The following is a 19059-nucleotide window of genomic DNA, read 5'->3' as shown; positions in this document are numbered from 1 at the left end:
GTTGCGTTACTTATGGTTACTGTGCTTTTGGCTGAGGTTCGACAGCCCCTGTCGGTAGCGCTGTTCCAGGGATTCACGGCTGGTGGCGGTCACGTCCAGATCGCGAAGTAGGCCATCATGAATACCGTAGGCCCATCCGTGAATAGTGACCTTCTGACCACGCTTCCAGGCTGAACGCATGATGGTGGAGTGGCCCAGGTTGTAGACCTGCTCCATGACATTCAGCTCGCACAGTGTATCAATACGACGCTCCGGCGGCATTTCCCCGAGCAGTGAGCTGTGTTTAAACCAGATATCGCGGATATGCAGCAACCAGTTATCAATCAGTCCCAATTCTGTATTTTCAATGGCGGCCTGTACGCCACCGCAACCGTAGTGCCCACAAATAATAATGTGTTCCACTTCCAGCACATCAACCGCATACTGAACCACTGAGAGGCAGTTCAGATCGGTATGAATTACCAGATTGGCAACATTACGGTGAACAAATAATTCGCCCGGTTCAAGACCGGTTAAACGTTCCGCGGGAACGCGGCTATCGGAGCATCCAATCCATAGAAAGCGCGGATTCTGCGCATGCGTCAGCGTTTCAAAAAATCCGGGGTCCTCTTCTATCAGCATCTTTGACCATAGTGCATTGTTGCTGATAAGTGTATCTATGTCTTTCATGGAGGCTGTAACCCAGTAAATTGCGTTGCGCTAATATAGGGTAACTCCTGATTTATTAAAACCAAATATCAAGCATTAGAATGTAAGGTAAGTAAAAAACCATGACCATTGCTCTGGAACTTCAACAACTTAAAAAGACTTATCCCGGTGGCGTTCAGGCGCTACGCGGCATAGATTTACAAGTCGAAGCGGGTGATTTTTATGCGCTTTTAGGTCCTAACGGCGCAGGGAAATCCACCACCATCGGGATTATCAGTTCGCTGGTGAATAAATCCTCAGGGCGGGTGAGCGTCTTTGGCTACGATCTTGAAAAAGATACGGTTAACGCTAAACGCCAGCTTGGGCTCGTGCCGCAGGAGTTTAACTTTAACCCGTTTGAAACCGTGCAGCAGATCGTGGTGAACCAGGCGGGCTATTACGGCGTTGAGTATAAAGAGGCGGTAAAACGCAGTGAAATTTATCTAAAACAGCTCGATCTGTGGGAAAAGCGTAACGAACGGGCGCGTATGCTGTCCGGCGGTATGAAGCGACGTTTGATGATTGCCCGTGCCTTGATGCATGAGCCGAAGCTGCTGATCCTCGATGAACCGACGGCGGGCGTTGATATCGAACTGCGTCGTTCAATGTGGGGATTTTTAAAAGATTTAAACGACAAAGGCACGACGATTATTCTGACCACCCACTACCTCGAAGAAGCGGAAATGCTGTGCCGTAATATCGGCATTATCCAGCATGGTGAGCTGGTGGAGAATACGTCGATGAAAAACCTGCTTTCCAAACTGAAATCCGAGACCTTTATTCTCGATTTAGCAGCGAAAAGCCCGTTGCCCAAACTGGAAGGCTATCAATACCGTCTGGTTGATACTTCCACGCTGGAAGTCGAAGTGCTGAGAGAGCAGGGGGTAAACAGCGTGTTTTCCCAGCTGAGCGCCCAGGGCGTTCAGGTATTGAGTATGCGTAACAAGGCGAACCGACTGGAGGAGCTGTTTGTTTCTCTGGTGCATGACAAACAAGGAGATCGCACATGATGCAGCTTTACTGGGTGGCGCTGAAAAGCATTTGGGCGAAAGAGATCCACCGCTTTATGCGGATCTGGATCCAGACGCTGGTCCCACCGGTCATTACCATGACGCTGTATTTTATTATCTTCGGTAATTTGATTGGCTCACGCATCGGCGAAATGCACGGCTTTAGCTACATGCAGTTCATCGTACCGGGGCTGATTATGATGGCGGTCATTACCAATTCGTACGCCAACGTCGCGTCGTCATTTTTCAGCGCCAAGTTTCAACGCAACATTGAAGAACTGCTGGTCGCGCCGGTACCGACGCACGTCATTATTACTGGTTTTGTCGGTGGTGGCGTGGCGCGCGGGCTGTGTGTCGGCATTCTGGTAACCGCTATCTCCCTGTTCTTTGTGCCGTTTCAGGTACATTCGTGGGTCTTTGTGGCGCTTACGCTGGTGCTGACGGCGGTCCTGTTCTCGCTGGCCGGATTGCTGAATGCGGTTTTTGCCAAAACCTTTGACGACATCAGCTTGATCCCAACCTTTGTGCTGACACCGCTGACCTACCTGGGGGGCGTGTTCTACTCGTTAACGCTGCTGCCGCCGTTCTGGCAGGGTCTGTCGCACCTGAACCCGATCGTCTACATGATCAGCGGCTTCCGCTACGGTTTCCTCGGCATTCATGATGTTCCGCTGGTTACGACGTTTGGCGTGCTGGTGGTGTTTATTGCCGCCTTTTATTTACTCTGCTGGTATCTGATTCAACGCGGACGTGGGTTACGTAGCTGATTCTTTCTTCCTCTCCGGGACCGGGAGAGGAAGATTTTTGATGTTTATCACCGTTATGTATTTATCACCCTGATAAACTACTTGTCTGCTAAGGAGGTAGGCAATGTTAGGTTGGGTGATTACCTGTCATGACGATACGGCACAGGATATGCTGCATCGCCTGGAAAAAAAGTTCGGCCCGCAGGCGCAATGCCGGGCGGTGAGTTTTTGGCGCGGGCTCAGCGCAAATATGTTAAGCCGGATGATGTGTGATGCGCTTCACAACACCGACTCTGGCGAAGGCGTGATATTTCTGAGCGATATTTCGGGTTCTGCACCCTATCGCGTCGCGGCGCTGATGAGCCATAAACATTCCCAGTGTGAAGTGATCTCAGGCGTGACGTATCCATTGCTTGAGCGAATGCTTTTGTCGCGAGAATCGATGAGCAGCGCGGCGTTTCGCAATCAAATTGTTTCCCTCGGCGGTCCTGATGTCACCAGCCTGTGGCATCAGCAACAGAAAAATCCCCCCTTTGTGTTGAAGCATGATTTGTATGAGTATTAAGCATTGGTATTGATGATGCTTTTGCTACAATAGCCGAGGTTCTTCGCCTCGGTTATCCCATATGGTTATGCGTGCTCTGCTTATTCTGATGTTCCTGTTTTCGGGTTTTTCGGTCGCGGCGTTGCCTGCGCGCTATATGCAAACCACTGAAGATGCTGCTGTCTGGGCACAGGTTGGCAATAAAATGGTGACGGTAGGGAATATTCGTGCGGGCCAGATCCTCTCGGTCATTCCCGGTGGCGAAGAGTATTACGCGTTCAATTTTGGCTTTGGTAAGGGGTTTATCGATAAAGGCCATCTGGAGCGCGTTCAGGGGCGGCAGAAGGTTGAAGATGGATTGGGCGATCTCAATAAGCCCCTGAGTAATCAGAACCTGATCACCTGGAAAGATACGCCGGTTTATAACGCCCCCGGCGCCGGGAGTGCACCGTTTGGCGTGTTGGCGGACAATCTGCGCTATCCCATAATAAACAAGCTGAAAGACAGGCTGAACCAGACGTGGTTTCAAATCCGTATTGGTGACCGGCTGGCTTATATCAGCGCCTTAGATGCTCAGACCGATAATGGGATCCCGGTGCTGACTTACCATCACATTCTGCGTGATGAAGAGAACACCCGTTTTCGCCATACCTCGACGACCACTTCCGTGCGAGCCTTCAACAATCAGATGACCTGGCTGCGTGATATGGGCTACACCACGCTGACGATGTACCAGTTAGAAGACTACGTGCGTAACCGTGCTAATCTGCCCGCGCGCGCGGTGGTGGTAACCTTTGACGATGGCCTGAAGTCGGTCAGCCGCTATGCGTATCCGGTGTTGAAACAATACGGCATGAAAGCAACGGCGTTTATTATCTCATCGCGTATTAAGCGGCATCCGCAAAAGTGGGATCCAAAATCGCTGCAGTTTATGAGCGTCTCTGAATTGAATGGCATCAGGGATGTGTTTGACTTTCAGTCACATACCCATTTTTTACATCGGGTAGATGGTTACCGTCGGCCGATCCTGCTGAGTCGTAACCACCATAATATCCTGTTTGATTTTGCCCGTTCGCGGCGCGCGCTGGCGCAGTTTAATCCGCATGTGCTGTATCTCTCTTATCCCTTTGGCAGTTATAACGCCACAGCGGTGCAGGCAGCAGGGGAGGCGGGGTTTCACATGGCGGTGACGACGGTAAAGGGGAAGGTGAAGCCGGGGGATAATCCGATGTTGTTAAAGCGGCTTTATATTTTAAGAACGGATTCGCTGGAAACCATGTCGCGGCTGGTCAGCAACCAGCCGCAGGGGTAACACGTGTCAGGCAACCTGTACTGGAATCGCTTTCGCAGTACGTTTCATTTCGTTATCGCCTTCGAAGTAGGCAACTTTCGGGCGCCAGGTTCGTGCTTCTTCATCAGACATCGTCACGAAGCTGGCGATAATCACGATGTCGCCAACTTCAGCGCAATGTGCCGCTGCACCGTTCACGGAGATAATCTTCGAGCCGCGTTCAGCCGCAATGGCATACGTAGAGAAACGTTTACCGTTGGTCACGTTCCAGATATCAATCGCTTCGTTTTCCAGAATACCGGAAGCATCGAGGAAGTCCTGGTCAATAGCGCAGGAGCCTTCGTAATGCAGGTCCGCCTGAGTGACCTTCACGCGGTGAAGCTTGCCTTGCAGCATGGTGCGAATCATAACGTCTATACCCTGTCGTTTACCTTGGCAAAGCAGGCACAAACGACCTGCTTTGAGAAATTTTCAGGCAGTATTGCCCGATTTTTAGCCCCTGTCTACTGGGCTAATGTAACGCTTTGATTGTCGATGAGACGCGCCTGGCCCAGCCATGCAGCGACCAGAATTACTGCACGTTTACTGGTTTCGCTTAGCGCCAGCAAAGTATCGGCATCGCGAATCTGAATATCATCGGCACGGAAGCCTTTTTCGTTTAGCTCCTGCTCGGCAATGGCAATGATCTCTTCCTGATCGCGCTCACCGGCCTGTAATTTCTCCCCAATGCGGTTCATCACTTTGTACAAGCCTAGGGCGATTTTACGCTGCTCAGCCGTCAGGTAGCCGTTGCGTGAGCTGAGGGCCAAACCGTCTTTGGCGCGAATAATCGGCACACCGACGATCTCAATGTCGTAACCCAGATCGGCCACCATTTTGCGAATTAGCGCCAACTGCTGAAAGTCTTTCTCGCCAAAGCAGGCGATATCAGGCTGGATCAGGTTGAACAGCTTGCTGACGATGGTGGCAACACCGCGGAAGTGACCTGGACGACTTGCACCTTCCAGCATGGTGGAGAGGCCGGGAACATCAACGAAAGTGTGGTCTTCCAGACCCTGAGGGTAGATTTCTTCTACGGCTGGAGCAAAGACGTAATCGACTTTACGTTTGTTCAGCTTTTCGCAATCTTCTTGCAGCGTACGCGGGTAGCGCACCAGATCGTCCGGGCGGTCAAACTGCATCGGGTTAACGAAAATGCTGGCGATCACTACATCCGCTCGAGCCCGAGCTTCATCGACCAGCTTCATATGACCATCGTGCAGGTTGCCCATGGTGGGAACTAACGCGACGCGCTTACCTTCCTGACGCAGACGACGAACGTGCTGGCGCAGCAGCGGTAGGGTTTCAATAATTAGCACACCTTGACTCCTTAATGGAAACTGTGTTCTTCACCCGGGTAAACGCCGGATTCAACCTCGGTAATATACTGCCGCACCGCGGCGCGCATGTCGCCCGCTTCATTGAGGAAATTTTTGGCAAATTTCGGAATATGACCGCCGGTAATACCAAACGCATCATGCATCACCAGGATCTGACCGTCGGTGACATTGCCTGCGCCGATGCCGATGACCGGGATGGACAGCGCTTCGGTCACGCGTTTTGCCAGCTCAACCGGAACACACTCCAGCACCAGCAGCTGCGCACCTGCGGCTTCTAATGCCAGGGCATCGTCGAGCAGCGTTTGGCCAGCATCGCCACGGCCCTGCACTTTATAACCGCCAAAGATATTCACCGACTGGGGTGTTAAGCCCAGATGACCGCACACCGGGACCGCACGTTCGGTCAGCATTTTCACCGTATCAACCAGCCACGCGCCGCCTTCAATCTTGACCATGTTTGCACCAGCGCGCATCACTACTGCCGCGTTAGCAAAGGCTTGCTCCGGCGTGGCGTAGGCCATGAACGGTAGATCGGCAAGTAGCAGGCAGTTTGGCGCACCGTGACGTACTGCCCGGGTGTGATAAGCGATGTCCTCAACGGTGACCGGCAGGGTGGAATCATGCCCTTGTATTGTCATTCCCAGTGAATCGCCTACCAGCATCACATTGATACCTTCGTCGGCAAAGAGTTTAGCGAAGCTGTAGTCGTAGGCCGTAATCGTCGCGAAGCGCTTTTTCTCTTGCTTGCATTTTTGCAGCAAGGAAATGGTCGTCGGTTTCATAACATTTCCTGAGTGTGAAAGTCATATTTAACGGCATTCTAGCAGTCACATTCAGGGGGGCAATGGTTTTAAGCAACCGTTTGGCGCGAAAGCAGTAAACGCTAAAGGGGAGGAGGAAATTTACCAGTGGGCAGGTTTTGCTGCGCCAAGGTGGGTGAGGTGCTGATGCAGGCGGGTACCGTCCGGGAAAGTCAGTTCCGGCGCGATTTCAAACAGCGGCCACAGCATAAAGCCCCGGTTTTTCATATCGTAATGCGGAACGGTCAGGCGGTCGGTATTAATCACTTCGTTGCCAAACAACATGATGTCGAGATCCAGCGTGCGCGGACCCCAGCGTTCGGCTTTCCTTACTCGCCCTTGCTGCAACTCGATACGCTGCGTGTGGTTGAGCAGCTCTTCAGGCGCGAGCGTTGTTTTCAGCGCCACGGCAGCGTTCAGGTAATCAGGTTGATCCTGAGGACCCAATGGTGGCGTGCGGTAGAAGGAGGATACGGCGACGATCCGGCTGTCCGGGATTTCTCCCAGCGCCTGTACGGCAGCATTAACCTGCTCCAGCGGAGAGGCTAAATTGCTGCCGATGGCGATATATACCCGTCGTCTTTCAAGCTGCATCTGTGTCACCGCCTTGATGCGACTCGAAATTTGTAGGGTATACGTGATGGGTCACGCGGAACCTTCACGGCGCGGCGCACGTTTACGCGGACGACGATGGCGACGGCGTGCGTCTGGCTCTTCATCCAGCTCGTTCAGCATGCCTTTTTGTTCTGGTGGCGCGGAAACTTGGAATTCGCCCCACCACTGCGCCAGACGCTGCAGTTCGGCGTTATTTTCCACTTCGGCACGCAGTGCCAGTAAATCGTAGGCTGCGCGGAATTTCGGATGCTCCATGAGCTTCCAGGCGCGTTTTCCCTGACGACGGGACATGCGTAACTGAAGCTGCCAGATATCGCGGGTGAGCGATGTTAGGCGTTTAGGAATCGCCAGCGAGCGGCACGCTTCGTCCAGTACGTCGTTCATCGCCAGCGCGAAAGCGTCGTAGTAGGCCAGACCGCTTTCCTGAGCAATTTTCTGCGCGGCTTCCAGCAGCGGGTACCAGAACATGGCGGCAAACAGGAACGCCGGATTGACGCGCATATCGTTGTGGATACGGGTATCGGTGTTCTTCAGTACCTGGGCAATAATGCGTTCCATTGCGCTGTCACCTTCTTCGGTGAAATAGCGGGTAATGGTCGGGAACAGCGGCTGGAACAGGCTGTACTCGCGCAGTTTCTTGTAAGTTTCGTAGCCGTAGCCCGCCTGTAACAGTTTGAGCGCTTCTTCAAACAGGCGTGCCGGCGGAATATCGTTCAGCAAGGTTGCCAGACGCGGGATCGGCTCGGCAGTTTCCGGGCTGATGCGCATGTCGAGTTTTGCTGCAAAGCGGACGGCGCGTAGCATACGCACGGGATCTTCACGATAGCGAGTTTCAGGATTACCGATCAGGCGAATAACGCCGTCTTCCAGATCCTGCATCCCGCCGACGTAATCGCGAACGGTGAAATCCGCAACGCTATAGTAAAGGCTGTTAATGGTGAAATCGCGGCGTTGCGCATCTTCTTCGATGGAACCGAAGATGTTGTCACGCAGCAGCATACCGTTTTGTCCGCGCTGTGAGGTTGCACGGTCGGCTTCGCTGCCTTCATGGTGTCCGCGAAAGGTTGCCACTTCGATAATTTCCGGGCCAAACATCACATGGGCCAGACGGAAACGACGACCTACCAGACGGCAGTTACGGAACAGTTTCCGAACCTGATCGGGGGTCGCGTTGGTCGTGACATCAAAGTCTTTCGGCTTTTTGCCCAGCAAAAGATCGCGTACGCCCCCGCCGACCAGCCATGCCTCGTATCCGGCCTTATTAAGCCTGTACATTACCTTCAGGGCATTTTCACTGATATCTTTGCGGGAGATAGAGTGCTGCTCACGCGGGATTACCGTCATATGTGGACGGGCGATGGCAAGCTCGGCCTCGCGCTCCTCGCGGCTTAGCACCTTGCGGCAAAAATTAGCGACTCGGGTAAAAATAGTACACCTCGGTAGTGTCAAACTTCAGTCAGAACAAGTGTTGCTGTGTAAAAATAGCGGCTAATCATAGCTCAGCATGAGTCATTTGAGAATGCCGGATTTACATTCACTGAACCCGGCACTGTCGTAAGCGTCCAATTTTGCACCGCAGTTTGCAGTAATTCCTCCACGTTTAGCGCTTGCCAAGGTATTGCTATGTCCTGTCCGAGGAAGCGCAACGCGTCGATAAGAACCGGGCGCGGATCGCCTTGCGGCAGGGCAGGCGCATGATTCTGCTTTGAAAGTTTAGCGCCGTGTTCATTGAGCGCCAGCGGGAGATGAATATAGTCCGGTACCGGCCAGCCAAACTGCTGATACAGCGAAATTTGGCGCACCGTGGGTTCGATAAGATCTGCACCACGGACGATTTCCGTCACGCCCTGAAAGTGGTCATCAACCACCACAGCCAGGTTATAGGCAAACAGCCCATCGCGTCGGTGGATGACAAAATCTTCCCGCGCAAGCTGAGGGTTGGCTTGAATCTCGCCGCGCAGTCGATCGTTAAACTGCATGACCGGGTGGTGTTGTTTGATACGCACCGCCGCGTGCTCCGGTCCGTGGCGTAATGTGCGACAGTGACCGTCATAAATGCCGCCAATACTCTGAATGCGGGCGCGGGTGCAGGTGCAGTAATAGCTCATATCCTGTTCTTGTAACCAGGCCAGCGCTGCACGGTACGCGTCATGGCGCTGAGATTGCCACAGTACTTCGCCATCCCAGTGCAGTCCGTAATGTTCCAGCTGACGCAGAATCGTATCTGCAGCACCGGGAACTTCACGAGGGGGATCGATATCTTCAATGCGCACCCACCAGATCCCGTGTTGCGCACGCGCCTGCAGGTAACTCCCGAGAGCGGCAATCAATGAACCAAAATGCAGTTCACCGGAAGGGGATGGGGCGAAACGGCCAATATAGCGTTTGTCAGTCATGTCAGTGGATAGCATAAAAGAAGAAGGCGGGAGAAACTCCCGCCTGTAGTCAACGTGGTACAAATGACGGGATTAACCTGCCATCTGTTTTTCGCGAATCTCAGCCAGCGTTTTGCAGTCGATGCACAGATCGGCTGTCGGACGCGCTTCCAGACGGCGAATACCAATTTCTACGCCGCATGATTCGCAGTAGCCGAAATCTTCGTCTTCTACTTTCTTCAGCGTCTTCTCGATCTTTTTGATCAGTTTGCGCTCACGGTCACGGTTACGCAGCTCAAGGCTGAACTCTTCTTCCTGTGCGGCACGGTCAACCGGATCGGGGAAGTTAGCTGCTTCATCCTGCATATGAGTCACAGTGCGATCGACTTCATCCCTGAGTTGATTACGCCATGCTTCAAGAATACGCCTGAAGTGCGACAGCTGGGCTTCGTTCATATACTCTTCGCCCGGTTTCTCCTGGTACGGCTCCACCCCAGCGATGGCGAGAATACTCAGGGACGATGTTTTACGGTTTTGCCCTTCTTGCATGTTGCTTCTCCTTAACACGCACTATCGATCCCCATGTTCGGGGGAAAAATCAGGTCGCTATAAATAGCAGATGCTTTTCCGGATAGCAATTATCTAAACGTTACACTTGACAACCCTGTGAGGAAAAGCGTATTTGCGCACGCGGCCAGAATACTAATTAACCCGTTTGTATATGCCATTACAACGTAATGGCTAATGGCTCTTTAAGAGTCATACCATGGGCAGAAAGTTCCGCTTTATATGCCAGAATTTCTACCCCCTTAAGCCGTGCTTCGACTAATAATTGCGCATATTTTGCATCGATATGGCGCGCGGGTGAAAATTGTGTAATGGCTGAATGCAGCACTGCGAAAAATATCACCGCTCGCTTGCCTTCAGCCGCTACGCTCATCAATTCCCGAAGATGTTTCTGACCTCGTTCAGTGATGGCATCGGGAAAATAACCCTGATTTTTTTCCGCCAACGTGACTGATTTCACTTCAATATAGCAGTCAGGTCGAGAATCTGCCTGTAACAAAAAATCAATGCGGCTGCCTTCGGCGCCGTATTTTACTTCACTTTTCAATATGCTGTAGTTCGAAAGTTCTGAAATTAATGCATTCTGAATGGCTTCTTTCGTTAATCTGTTAGCCCACAGAGTGTTAACACAAATAAATGCACCGGATTGGGTTTGCGTTAATTCCCAGGTATGCGGGTATTTCCGTTTCGTATTTTCTGATGTTGAATACCAGACTGTATCACCCGGTGTTGCGCATCCGGTCATCGCGCCGGTATTCGGGCAGTGTAGCGTTAACGTCGTGCCGTCAGGTGTGATCACATCCGCTAAAAAACGCTTATAGCGCTGAATTAAGGTCGCGCGCTGAAGAGGGGGAGAAAATTCCATGGAGATCCTTTTATTTATCGTCAAGCGTCCAGCGTTGTAGCGGCGTGTAGCGCGTGCGCCCGCGAGCAAATGAAGAGGCGTACAGTGCAAACTCGGTGACCGGAAGAGACCAGCAAAAGCCCGGTGCCGGAATGGTGACCGCATGGCCGGCATCGCGCAACAGTGTGATATGCGGATGAAACGGCTGTGGGCTTTGGTAACACCCGCTACGCGCGGCCTGTGCCCGCAGCATACTCGCCAATTGCAACAGTCCGCGTGGCGGCTGGCGCATGCCCAGCCAGACGACGCGTGAGCGCAGCCACTGCCCGGCGTCATCCAGTGTTAGCGTAAAACCCGGCTGGCGAATACGTCCGGCCAGCTGCGCCAGCGCCTGCTGCTTCTCAGCGCTGATCTCGCCTAAAAAGGCCAGCGTCAGGTGCAGATTGTCAGCCGCGACCGGGCGACCCGCTTCAGAGGGGAACTGCGCGGCCCTCCAGTGGATTAATTGCTCCCGAATCTCGCCAGGCAATTCAATCGCAAAGAACAGCCTTTTTGGCTCAGACATGATGGATACTCGGTTATGAATTAACGCGATGCTACAATGCAGCGCGAAGAATGTTAACCCTCTGGAGCCATTTGTGACGTCGTTGCCCGTTGCCGCCGTAGTGCCTGAACTGCTTACCGCCCTTGAAACCTCTCCGCAGGTTCTGCTGACCGCACCGACCGGCGCCGGGAAATCGACCTGGCTGCCGCTGCAGCTTCTTGCGCACAATGGCATTCAGGGGCGGATTATTCTGCTGGAGCCGCGTCGTCTGGCGGCCCGCAACGTGGCGCAGCGTCTGGCCGAGTTGCTGAAAGAAAAGCCCGGTGAGACCGTGGGCTACCGCATGCGTGCTCAACACTGCGTGGGGCCACAGACCCGGCTCGAAGTGGTAACAGAAGGTGTGCTCACGCGCATGATCCAACGCGATCCCGAGCTAAACGGCGTTAGCCTTGTGATCCTCGACGAATTTCATGAGCGCAGCTTGCAGGCTGACCTGGCGCTGGCGCTATTGCTGGATGTACAGCAAGGGCTGCGGGATGATTTAAAACTGCTGATCATGTCGGCAACGCTGGATAACGGGCGTTTACAGCAGCTGTTGCCCGATGCGCCGACGATTGTCTCTGAAGGCCGCGCCTTTCCCGTAGAACGACGCTATCAGCCGCTGGCGGCGCATCAGCGCTTTGATGAAGCCGTGGCGGTGGCAACGGCGGAGCTATTGCGCCAGGAAAGCGGCTCGTTGCTGCTTTTTTTACCGGGCGTGGGGGAGATTCAGCGAGTGCAGGAACAGCTGACCTCGCGCGTGGGCAATGATGTTCTGCTTTGCCCGCTGTACGGTGCGTTATCGCTTACCGAACAGCGTCAGGCTATTTTGCCCGCACCGCCAGGCTCGCGCAAAGTGGTGCTGGCCACCAATATTGCCGAGACCAGTTTAACTATCGAAGGTATCCGGCTGGTGGTGGACTGTGCGCAGGAGCGCGTGGCGCGTTACGACCCGCGCACCGGTTTGACGCGCCTGATTACCCAGCGTATTAGCCAGGCGTCGATGACCCAGCGAGCCGGGCGAGCAGGCCGTCTGGAACCCGGTATTTGCCTGCATCTTCTGGCGAAAGAGCAGGCCGAAAGAGCGGCGGCGCAGGGTGAGCCGGAGATGCTGCAAAGCGACCTGTCCGGCTTGCTAATGGAATTGCTGCAATGGGGATGCACTGACCCAGCGCAGTTAAGCTGGCTGGATAGGCCGCCGACGGTCAATTTGCAGGCGGCAAAACGGCTGCTGCACATGCTGGGCGCACTTGAGGGCGACAGGCTCAGTGCGGCGGGGCAGAAAATGGCGGCGCTCGGCAACGATCCGCGTCTGGCGGCGATGCTGGTCCGTGCCACAGATGACAACGAAGCGGCAACGGCAGCAAAACTGGCGGCGATTCTCGAAGAGCCCCCGCGCGGTGGCAGTACCGATCTGACGGTGGTGTTTTCACGCAATCAGCCGAACTGGCAGCAGCGTAGCCAACAATTGCGAAAGCGCCTGAACATTCGGGGTGGGCAGCCTGATAGTGCGCTGATCGCCCCGTTACTGGCTTCGGCTTTCGCCGATCGCATTGCCCGACGTCGTGGTCAGGAGGGGCGGTATCAGCTGGCTAACGGGATGGGGGCGATGCTGGATGCCGACGACGCATCAGGGCGTCATGAATGGATTATTGCGCCTTTATTGCTGCAAGGCAGCGCCTCGCCGGATGCGCGTATTTTGCTGGCCCTGCCGCTGGATATCAATGCGCTGATACAATCATCTCCTGAGTTGCTGCAGCAGTCCGACACTATCGAATGGGATGAAAATCAGGGGACACTAAAGGCATTGCGCCGCACGCAGGTAGGTCAGTTGACGCTAAAAGTGCAGCCGCTGGCCAAACCCTCGGAAGAGGAACTGCATCAGGCGATGCTGAATGGTATTCGCGATAAAGGGCTAAGTGTGCTCAACTGGACGCCGGAAGCAGAGCAGTTCCGACTGCGTCTGCAATGCGCGGCAAAATGGCTACCGGAATACGACTGGCCAGCCATGGACGACGCGTCGTTGCTGGCGACGCTGGAGAGTTGGCTGCTGCCGCATATGAGCGGTGTGCACGCTTTACGCGCGCTTAAAGCAGTAAATGTGGGCCAGGCATTGCGCGGATTACTGGACTGGTCAATGCTGCAACGTCTGGATAGTGAATTGCCCACACATTACACTGTGCCGACGGGAAGCCGGATAGCCATTCGCTATCACGAGGATAACCCACCGGCGCTGGCGGTCAGGATGCAGGAAATGTTTGGCGAGGCCAATACGCCGACCCTCGCACAGGGGCGCGTCCCGCTGGTGCTGGAACTGCTCTCCCCGGCGCAGCGACCGCTGCAAATCACCCGTGATTTGAGCGCGTTCTGGCAGGGGGCGTACCGTGAGGTGCAAAAAGAGATGAAAGGGCGTTATCCCAAGCATGTCTGGCCGGACGATCCGGCGAATACCGCGCCGACGCGGCGCACCAAAAAGTATTCATGAGTTGTAGTGGTAGGCCTGATAAGCGAAGCGCCATCAGGCAAAAAAATTGAGAGATTTCTTCTTCTGTCGCTTGACGGAAGAACAGAGAATCAGGTCTTTGCGCCTGAATGTTGCGGAGAAAAAGCATGGCGGGGAATGACCGCGAGCCAATTGGACGTAAAGGGAAACCGACGCGTCCGGCGAAACAAAAGGTGAGCCGTCGTCAGCTCAGAGATGATGAGTATGACGACGATTATGATGATGACTATGAGGATGAAGAACCGATGCCGCGTAAAGGTAAAGGCAAAGGGCGTAAGCCTCGTGGTAAACGCGGCTGGTTCTGGCTGCTGGTAAAACTGTCGATTGTCTTTTTGGTGCTGATTGCCATTTACGGCGTCTATCTGGATCAAAAAATCCGTAGCCGTATTGATGGCAAAGTCTGGCAGCTGCCTGCGGCCGTGTATGGCCGGATGGTTAACCTCGAGCCAGAAATGCCCATCGGCAAAAAAGAGATGGTGAAGCTGCTGGAGGCTACGCAGTATCGTCAGGTCTCGAAGATGACGCGGCCCGGTGAGTTTACCGTGCAGGCGAACAGCATTGAGATGATCCGTCGTCCGTTTGACTTCCCGGACAGTAAAGAAGGGCAGGTGCGTGCGCGTCTGACCTTTGACGGCGATCATCTGGACACCATCGAGAATCTGGATAACAACCGTCAGTTCGGTTTCTTCCGTCTCGATCCACGCCTGATCACCATGCTCTCTTCGGCAAATGGCGAGCAGCGTCTGTTCGTGGCGCGTAGCGGTTTCCCGGATCTGCTGGTGGACACGCTGCTGGCAACCGAAGATCGTCATTTCTACGAGCATGACGGCATTAGCTTGTATTCCATTGGTCGTGCGGTGCTGGCGAACCTGACTGCAGGTCGCACGGTGCAGGGCGCCAGTACGCTGACCCAGCAGCTGGTGAAAAACCTGTTCCTCTCCAGCGAACGTTCTTACTGGCGTAAAGCCAACGAAGCGTACATGGCCGTGTTGATGGATGCCCGTTACAGCAAGGACAGGATCCTTGAGCTGTACATGAACGAAGTCTATCTCGGCCAGAGCGGCGACAACGAGATCCGCGGCTTCCCGCTGGCGAGCCTGTATTACTTTGGCCGTCCGGTTGAAGAGTTGAGCCTCGATCAGCAGGCGCTGTTGGTGGGGATGGTGAAAGGGGCGTCAATCTACAACCCGTGGCGTAACCCGAAACTGGCGCTGGAGCGACGTAACCTGGTGCTGCGTCTTCTGCAACAGCAGCAGATTATCGACCAGGAACTGTATGAAATGCTGAGCGCGCGTCCGCTAGGCGTGCAGCCGCGCGGTGGGGTGATCTCTCCACAGCCCGCGTTTATGCAGATGGTGCGTCAGGAGCTACAGGCTAAGCTGGGCGACAAAGTTAAAGACCTTTCCGGCGTGAAGATTTTCACCACCTTTGATTCCGTGGCGCAGGACGCCGCAGAAAAAGCGGCGGTGGAAGGCATTCCGGTGCTGAAGAAACAGCGTAAGCTGAGCGATCTGGAAACGGCGATTGTGGTAGTGGACCGCTTTAGTGGTGAGGTTCGCGCCATGGTCGGCGGGTCGGAGCCGCAGTTCGCAGGCTACAACCGTGCTATGCAGGCGCGTCGTTCAATTGGTTCTCTGGCGAAGCCCGCGACCTATCTGACCGCCCTGAGCCAGCCGAAGCTGTACCGCCTCAATACCTGGATTGCCGATGCGCCGATTGCGCTGCGTCAGCCAAACGGTCAGGTGTGGTCCCCACAGAACGATGACCGTCGCTACAGCGAAAGCGGTAAAGTGATGCTGGTGGATGCGTTAACCCGTTCCATGAACGTGCCAACGGTTAATCTGGGGATGGCGCTGGGGCTGCCAGCGGTCACCGAGACTTGGGAAAAACTGGGCGCACCGAAAGATCAGCTGCATCCGGTGCCAGCTATGCTGTTGGGGGCATTGAACCTGACGCCAATCGAAGTGGCGCAGGCGTTCCAGACCATCGCCAGCGGCGGTAACCGCGCGCCATTATCAGCGTTGCGCTCGGTAATTGCCGAAGACGGTACGGTGTTGTATCAAAGCTTCCCGCAGGCCGAACGCGCTGTGCCAGCACAGGCCGCGTACATGACGCTGTGGACCATGCAGCAGGTGGTGCAACGCGGTACCGGCCGTCAGCTTGGCGCGAAGTATCCGGGGCTGCATCTGGCGGGGAAAACCGGGACCACCAACAACAACGTTGATACCTGGTTCGCCGGTATTGACGGCAGTCAGGTGACCATTACCTGGGTGGGTCGCGATAACAACCAGCCTACCAAGTTGTACGGTGCGAGCGGGGCGATGTCGATTTACCAGCGCTATCTGGCAAACCAGACGCCAACGCCGTTAACGCTGACGCCGCCGGAAGATATTGTCGACATGGGCGTGGATTATGACGGCAACTTCGTGTGCAGCGGCGGGATGCGTACGCTCCCGGTGTGGACCAGCGATCCGGATTCGCTGTGTCAGCAAGGTGAGATGCTGCAGCAGTCTGGCAATCCGTTTGATCAGTCAACGCCGTCGCAGCAGCCTCAACAGCAGCAACAGCAACAGCAACAACAGCAACAACCGCCGCAGCAAGAGAAGAAAGATGGCGACGGTGTCGCAGGCTGGATCAAAGATATGTTCGGCAGTAACTAATCTCTCCCAAAACCCGCTTCGGCGGGTTTTTCTTTTCTCATCCCAGTCCCCGACCAAACAACATTTCAGCGTAATTCATTAACCCTTTCTTTTCATCTGGTTATTTCTTGACCCCTCAGTTTTAGTAGGGATGTGTATCGCTTGCTATCTCGCCAGCGTTTCGAATATTATGCTGCCGTTATAATAATAATTCTCGTTTACGTTATCATTCACTTTCATCAGAGATATACCAATGGCGCGTTATAAAACTGCTCAGCCAAATTCCTCGCTGCGTAAAATGGCAGTGCTGGTAGCCACAGCGGTTAGCGGCATGTCTGTCTATGCACAGGCGGCGGTTGAACCAAAAGAAGAAACCATCACGGTCACCGCAGCACCTGCCGCGCAGGAAAGCGCATGGGGACCTGCTCCGACCATCGCTGCCAAGCGTTCTGCCACAGCCACCAAGACCGATACGCCGATCGAAAAGACCCCGCAGTCTGTTTCGGTCGTGACCAACGAAGAGATGCAAATGCATCAATTCCAGTCGGTGAAAGAAGCACTGGGCTATACGCCAGGTGTTACTGTTAATAGTCGTGGTGCATCTAACACCTATGATTTTGTGATTATCCGTGGTTTCTCTTCCGTCGGTCTGAGCCAGAATAACTATCTGGATGGGCTGAAATTGCAGGGTAACTTCTACAACGATGCGGTTATCGATCCTTACATGCTTGAGCGTGTTGAGCTGATGCGTGGCCCAACGTCTGTACTCTACGGTAAGAGCAACCCTGGTGGCATTATCTCTATGGTCAGCAAGCGCCCGACCACCGAGCCACTAAAAGAAATTCAGTTCAAAATGGGGTCGGACAATTTGTTCCAGACCGGTTTTGACTTTAGCGATGCGCTGGATGACAACGGTGAGTTTTCCTACCGTTTAACCGGGCTGGCTCGCTCAACAAATGAGCAGCAGAAAGGGTCCGAATCGCAGCGTTACACGATTGCTCCGTCCTTCTCCTGGCGTCCGGATGACAAAACCAACTTTACGTTCCTGTCCTATTTCCAGAACGAACCGGAGACGGGTTACTACGGTTGGTTACCGAAAGAAGGTACCGTTGAGCCGCTGCCAAATGGCAAGCGTTTGCCGACCGATTTCAATGAAGGTGCTTCAAACAACACCTATTCCCGCAATCAAAAAATGGTGGGATACAGCTTCGAGCATGGCTTTAACGATACCTTCACCGTTCGCCAGAACCTGCGCTTTACTGAAATGAAGACGTCGCAGCAGAGTGTGTACGGTACCGGGATTGCTTCCGATGGACATACATTGAACCGTGGGACGGTCGTGGATGATGAGCGCCTGCAAAACTTCAGTGTCGATACACAACTGGAAAGCAAATTCGCAACTGGTGCTGTTGAACACACGTTGTTAACCGGTGTTGATTTCATGCGCATGCGTAATGATATCAATGCTGCTTTTGGTAGTGCGCCACCGATTGATCTTAACGGCAACTACGACCCTGAGTATTTTGCATTCGGTGATACCGAACCGTATCAGATGAATGAAACCAAACAGACCGGTATCTACGTTCAGGATCAGGCTGAGTGGAATAAGTGGGTGTTTACCCTCGGTGGTCGCTACGACTGGTCTCAGCAAGCCACAACGATACGTCAGAACTCTTATACGCCAACAGAAGGATACATTGAGCGTAATGATCATCAGTTCACATGGCGCGGCGGTGTAAACTATCTGTTTGATAATGGTATTACGCCGTATATCAGCTACAGCCAGTCGTTTGAGCCGAGTTCATTTGACTTATGGAGCGTTCCACGCGTTTCTTACGAGCCTTCGAAAGGCGAGCAGTATGAAGCCGGGATTAAGTATGTACCGAAAGATCTGCCGATTGTCGTAACCGGGGCGGTTTATCAGCTCACGAAAACCAATAACCTGACTGCCGATCCTAATAATCCGCTAGCTCAGGTTCCTGCAGGTGAAATTCGCGCGCGTGGAGTTGAACTGGAAGCCAAAGCGGCACTTACCGCAAATATCAATATGACGGCTTCTTACACCTATACTGATGCGGAATACACGAAAGATACCAAGCTTAAGGGGAATACGCCTGAGCAGGTGCCAGAACAAATGGCTTCTCTGTGGGGCGATTACACCTTCTATGAAGGTCCGTTATCTGGCCTGACGCTGGGCACCGGCGGCCGCTTTATTGGTTCCAGCTACGGCGATCCAACAAACACCTTTAAAGTGGGTAGCGCAGCAGTTATGGATGCTGTTGTAAAATACGATTTAGCACGTTTCGGTATGGCTGGCTCTAGCATTGCGGTTAACGTTAACAACTTGCTTGACCGTGAATATGTCGCCAGCTGCTTCCAGACCTATGGCTGCTTCTGGGGCGCGGAACGTCAGGTCGTTGCAACTGCAACCTTCCGTTTCTAATTTCTCTTTGGGCACGCTTTGCGTGCCCGTTTT

The 19059-nt window shown here is 53.9% G+C and carries 17 protein-coding genes; 7 read left to right on the top strand and 10 right to left on the bottom strand.

Annotation, left to right across the window (positions count from 1 at the left end):
* Positions 1-6: 6 nt before the first annotated feature.
* Positions 7-669, bottom strand: coding sequence for a carbonate dehydratase (gene can, locus QNN86_RS12945; protein ID WP_096758270.1), 663 nt, complete (start codon positions 667-669; stop codon positions 7-9).
* A gap of 101 nt (positions 670-770) precedes the next feature.
* On the opposite strand from can, the gene QNN86_RS12940 reads away from it, so the two are divergent.
* From QNN86_RS12940 to QNN86_RS12925, 4 genes are all read left to right on the top strand, one after another.
* On the top strand, positions 771-1697 hold the full coding sequence (locus QNN86_RS12940) for an ABC transporter ATP-binding protein (protein WP_096758269.1): 927 nt from the start codon (positions 771-773) through the stop codon (positions 1695-1697).
* A complete protein-coding gene (locus QNN86_RS12935) occupies positions 1694-2464 on the top strand; it encodes an ABC transporter permease (protein ID WP_096758268.1) in 771 nt (256 codons plus the stop codon). The genes QNN86_RS12940 and QNN86_RS12935 overlap by 4 nt, the downstream gene beginning before the upstream one ends.
* A 103-nt stretch (positions 2465-2567) precedes the next feature.
* On the top strand, positions 2568-3008 hold the full coding sequence (locus QNN86_RS12930) for a PTS sugar transporter subunit IIA (RefSeq protein WP_096758267.1): 441 nt from the start codon (positions 2568-2570) through the stop codon (positions 3006-3008).
* Between the two features lie 61 nt (positions 3009-3069).
* Complete coding sequence (locus QNN86_RS12925; RefSeq protein WP_414211221.1) at positions 3070-4299, top strand: polysaccharide deacetylase family protein; 1230 nt, start codon at positions 3070-3072, stop codon at positions 4297-4299.
* A 6-nt stretch (positions 4300-4305) separates the two neighbouring features.
* On the opposite strand, the gene panD is transcribed toward QNN86_RS12925, so the two are convergent.
* The 9 genes from panD to thpR all read right to left on the bottom strand — a co-directional run bounded on the left by panD (position 4306) and on the right by thpR (position 11423).
* Positions 4306-4686, bottom strand: coding sequence for an aspartate 1-decarboxylase (gene panD, locus QNN86_RS12920; RefSeq protein ID WP_023178331.1), 381 nt, complete (start codon positions 4684-4686; stop codon positions 4306-4308).
* Between the two features lie 95 nt (positions 4687-4781).
* Positions 4782-5636, bottom strand: a complete 855-nt coding sequence (panC, locus tag QNN86_RS12915) for a pantoate--beta-alanine ligase (RefSeq protein WP_414211220.1) — start codon at positions 5634-5636, stop codon at positions 4782-4784.
* An 11-nt stretch (positions 5637-5647) separates the two neighbouring features.
* Positions 5648-6439, bottom strand: coding sequence for a 3-methyl-2-oxobutanoate hydroxymethyltransferase (gene panB, locus QNN86_RS12910; RefSeq protein WP_117342296.1), 792 nt, complete (start codon positions 6437-6439; stop codon positions 5648-5650).
* A 120-nt stretch (positions 6440-6559) separates the two neighbouring features.
* Positions 6560-7051, bottom strand: a complete 492-nt coding sequence (folK, locus tag QNN86_RS12905) for a 2-amino-4-hydroxy-6-hydroxymethyldihydropteridine diphosphokinase (RefSeq protein WP_414211219.1) — start codon at positions 7049-7051, stop codon at positions 6560-6562.
* 51 nt (positions 7052-7102) lie between these two features.
* Positions 7103-8500, bottom strand: coding sequence for a polynucleotide adenylyltransferase PcnB (gene pcnB / locus QNN86_RS12900; RefSeq protein ID WP_212734308.1), 1398 nt, complete (start codon positions 8498-8500; stop codon positions 7103-7105).
* A 71-nt stretch (positions 8501-8571) separates the two neighbouring features.
* A complete protein-coding gene (gluQRS, locus tag QNN86_RS12895; RefSeq protein WP_181618672.1) occupies positions 8572-9468 on the bottom strand; it encodes a tRNA glutamyl-Q(34) synthetase GluQRS in 897 nt (298 codons plus the stop codon).
* A gap of 72 nt (positions 9469-9540) precedes the next feature.
* Positions 9541-9996, bottom strand: coding sequence for an RNA polymerase-binding protein DksA (gene dksA, locus QNN86_RS12890; RefSeq protein ID WP_003829221.1), 456 nt, complete (start codon positions 9994-9996; stop codon positions 9541-9543).
* 178 nt (positions 9997-10174) lie between these two features.
* Complete coding sequence (gene sfsA / locus QNN86_RS12885; protein ID WP_181618673.1) at positions 10175-10879, bottom strand: DNA/RNA nuclease SfsA; 705 nt, start codon at positions 10877-10879, stop codon at positions 10175-10177.
* 10 nt (positions 10880-10889) lie between these two features.
* Positions 10890-11423 (bottom strand): RNA 2',3'-cyclic phosphodiesterase, encoded by a 534-nt coding sequence (gene thpR / locus QNN86_RS12880; RefSeq protein WP_279277251.1) that lies wholly within the window; start codon positions 11421-11423, stop codon positions 10890-10892.
* A gap of 73 nt (positions 11424-11496) precedes the next feature.
* Here thpR and hrpB point away from each other — a divergent pair, with 73 nt between their 5' ends.
* The 3 genes from hrpB (at position 11497) to fhuA (ending at position 19026) form a co-directional block, all read left to right on the top strand.
* Positions 11497-13926, top strand: coding sequence for an ATP-dependent helicase HrpB (gene hrpB / locus QNN86_RS12875; protein ID WP_414211218.1), 2430 nt, complete (start codon positions 11497-11499; stop codon positions 13924-13926).
* Positions 13927-14051: 125 nt separating this feature from the next.
* The gene (gene mrcB, locus QNN86_RS12870; RefSeq protein ID WP_181618675.1) at positions 14052-16604 is read left to right on the top strand and encodes a bifunctional glycosyl transferase/transpeptidase; all 2553 of its coding nucleotides are present in this window, start codon (positions 14052-14054) and stop codon (positions 16602-16604) included.
* A 232-nt stretch (positions 16605-16836) separates the two neighbouring features.
* Positions 16837-19026, top strand: coding sequence for a ferrichrome porin FhuA (gene fhuA, locus QNN86_RS12865; protein ID WP_279277248.1), 2190 nt, complete (start codon positions 16837-16839; stop codon positions 19024-19026).
* The last annotated feature ends 33 nt before the right edge of the window (positions 19027-19059 follow it).

It is taken from the genome of Citrobacter sp. C348 (genome assembly GCF_047467975.1).
In the GTDB taxonomy this organism is placed as follows: Bacteria; Pseudomonadota; Gammaproteobacteria; order Enterobacterales; family Enterobacteriaceae; genus Citrobacter; species Citrobacter gillenii.
This window is presented reverse-complemented; position numbering and strand designations above follow the sequence as displayed.